Annotated in this window: 2 protein-coding genes; both read right to left on the reverse strand. The window is 51.1% G+C overall.

Translation table 11 applies throughout. From position 1 onward, the window contains the following. On the reverse strand, window positions 1-539 hold a 539-nt coding region (gene argS / locus K2H17_RS09980; RefSeq protein ID WP_300134315.1), incomplete at its 3' end, for an arginine--tRNA ligase. Window positions 540-671: 132 nt separating this feature from the next. Then, on the reverse strand, window positions 672-1,961 hold the full coding sequence (locus K2H17_RS09985; protein ID WP_300134318.1) for an NAD(P)/FAD-dependent oxidoreductase: 1,290 nt from the start codon (window positions 1,959-1,961) through the stop codon (window positions 672-674). Window positions 1,962-2,152: the final 191 nt, after the last annotated feature.

Genomic DNA, 2,152 nt, shown 5'->3' on the forward strand with positions numbered 1-2,152 from the left:
CACCATTTTTTACATGCGAGCATAGATTTGCAGATGTGGAGGCCGCGGGCATTGACTATGTTGGTCTTGATGACGCGGTTGCCACAGGCTTTCAGTATCTCTGCAAGGCTGAAGCCGAGCAGGTTGTTGCGGACATGGCCAAGATGAAGCGGTTTGTTGGTGTTGGGCGACGAATATTCCACCATTACCAGCGGAGAGTTTTCATCGGCAGCTGTCAGACCGAAATCCGGAGTCCCGGCGATATGGCTGAGGACTGAATTCCAGAATTGCGGGGCGACAGTTATATTCAGGAAGCCTTTCACGACATTGAATTTCTCGACCGCAGGTTCGTTGGCCTGGAGCCATTCGCCGATCTCCTGGCCCACTGCTTCGGGCGATTTGCGGGCTGCTTTAACCCAAGGAAAGACCACGACTGTCATGTTGCCTTCAAACTCTTTGCGGGTTGCCTGAGGCACGATGTTTTCTGCGGGCGTTTCAACGCCATAAAGGTTTTTAACCGCATTGCTGACGGCCAAAGCGATAATGCTATCTATCGACATTTTTATTGTAACAGTTTTGTCGGTTTTGAATTGATAATTTTTTACAATTTCCGTGAGCACGGCTGAAAATCCGCGACCGGAATCCACACTGTACTCTCAATCTACAAAATTACAATAAAAATGCGAGATTTCCTAACCTTTGTCCCACATCCGCCCACGTTTGGGGTATTTTGAGCCGGACAGCAGCAAACGGAGTGCAGTGTTGTAGCTGAAATAGGCCCAGAACCAGCTGATCAGCACACTGATTTTATTGCGCATTCCAAGCAGTGAGACAAGATGGATGAACATCCATGCAAGCCATGCGATGAATCCGTCAAGATGGAGCCGGTCCATGTCGACCACCGCACGGTTTCGCCCGATGGTGGCCATTGAGCCTTTGTCCTTGTAGGAGAACTCTTTGTCCCACCGGTCTCGGTTGAAGTTTTCGGCGAGAAAGCGGCCTTGCTGGATTGCGACCTGGGCGAGCTGCGGCAGTCCGTGGGGATATTTCGGCAAGGTCATGAGATTGACATCTCCGATGGCGAAAACGTCGTCCAGGCCAAGCACACGGCAGCAGGGATCAGTCGGATAGCGTCCTCCGCGGGCTGCCCGGTAGTCGGTTCCGGTGAATTCAAGCGGGCGTCCGGTCACTCCCGCTGTCCAGATGACCATTTCGGAGTAGATGGTGGTTCCGTCGTCAAAAGTAACAATGTTGTCGGTGTAGCTTTTCATCTGACGTCCGAGATGGATGTCTACGAGCAGTGATTTCAGGTCGCGGAAAGCGTCGTCAGATGATTTTTGGCTCATGGCGGCGAGCAGTTTGTCACGTCCCTCATAGAGAGCTACTGTCATATCCTCAGGGGGTATGGAGGGGTAGTCGCGCTTCAGGATGTATCGTTTCAGTTCTCCTATGGCCCCGGCCATCTCTACTCCGGCAGGACCCCCGCCGATTACTACGAATGTGAGCATCCGGCGGCGCTTCTCTCTGTCAGGCTCAATCGCCGCAAGCTCGCAGCGGTAGAGGATCTCGTTGCGTATGCGTATGGCCTGATCGTTTGATTTCAGCGTGTAGACCTCGTCTTTAAGACTTTCATTGCCGAAAAAATTGTTTGTCGTTCCGAAGGCTATCACGAGTTTGTCGTAGGGGATGGTTTCGTGATCGGTGATGATACAGCGGCGGACCGTGTCAACTGTCCGTGCGCTTCCCAAGTGGAACGTCACTCCTTTGGCCGATTGTCTGGCGAGTTCTCTTCTGAAGGGGAAGCAGATGCTTGTAGGGTCGATTTCCGAAGAGGCGACCTGATAGAACAGCGGTGGGAAGGAGTGATAGTTGTGGCGGTCGACAAGCGTGACTTCAAATTTGTCTTTGTCGATGCGCTTTACGAAATTCAGCCCGGCAAAACCGCCGCCGAGCACAACAATCCGAGGCTTTGTGGAATCCATTGGTGCAAAAAAATATAACAGTGTAACTGAAACGTTGACACTGTTATAACATTTTTGCAGCCCTGAGGGTTGGCTTCGGATGATCGTTAAGAGGACTTAAGCTGAAATGCAAGATTAAGAGGTTGTTTAACAACAATAGTTAAAATCTGAGCGAAAGTTTTGAGGTGAATATGGCTCTGAATTGAAGGAGC

The sequence above is a fragment of the Duncaniella sp. genome (assembly GCF_029054785.1).
Classification (GTDB): domain Bacteria; phylum Bacteroidota; class Bacteroidia; order Bacteroidales; family Muribaculaceae; genus Duncaniella.

Excerpts from the sequence above, each read along its gene's own strand:
- K2H17_RS09985 (WP_300134318.1), bottom strand. The coding sequence starts at position 1,961 with ATGGATTCCACAAAGCCTCGGATTGTTGTGCTCGGCGGCGGTTTTGCC.